The following is a 604-nucleotide window of genomic DNA, read 5'->3' on the forward strand; positions in this document are numbered from 1 at the left end:
TGATGGCGACGCTCGGCATGCTGGTCGTCAGCCTCGCCGTCGCCTATGGGTTGGAGGCATGGTGGCTCACCATCCGCCTGCCGCATTTCGTCATCGCCCAATTGCTGGCGCTGGCCTGCGTGCTGGCGCTGTTGTGGGCGGTCCCCGGCCTGCGCATCCATATGGTGCCACGGCGGCTGCGCTATCAGGCCGCGCACGCCAATGCGATCAAGCAGTTCCTCGGCCGCAACGTCCACCGCACCACGGCGCGCACCGGCGTGCTGATCTTCGTCTCGATTGCCGAGCGCTATGCCGAGGTGGTCGCCGATTCGGGTATCGACGCCAAGGTCGGCCAGCATGTCTGGGACAGCGTGGTGCGTGACCTGACGGCGCACGCCGGCGACGACCGGCTTGCCGACGGCTTCGTCAACGCGATCGAGCAGGTGGGGGCGGTGCTGGCCGAGCATTTCCCGGTCACCTCGGGCGATATCAACGAGCTGGACGACCATCTGGTCGAAATTTGAAAGCCCGCCTCTAGACGCTCACTTGCCGGTCCGGCCTGTTTCCGGGCTTTTGCCCGATGTCAGCAATGTCAGGATCGGCTGTGAGAAAGCGGCCGGCGGGC

At 66.1% G+C, this 604-nt stretch carries 1 protein-coding gene; it reads left to right on the plus strand.

The genetic code is table 11. The features are described from left to right. Positions 1-503, plus strand: a 503-nt coding sequence (locus ACWTU8_RS31945; RefSeq protein WP_455851270.1) for a TPM domain-containing protein, incomplete at its 5' end; no start/stop codon positions are given. Between the last annotated feature and the right edge of the window lie 101 nt (positions 504-604).

It is taken from the genome of Mesorhizobium sp. BHbdii (genome assembly GCF_053848045.1).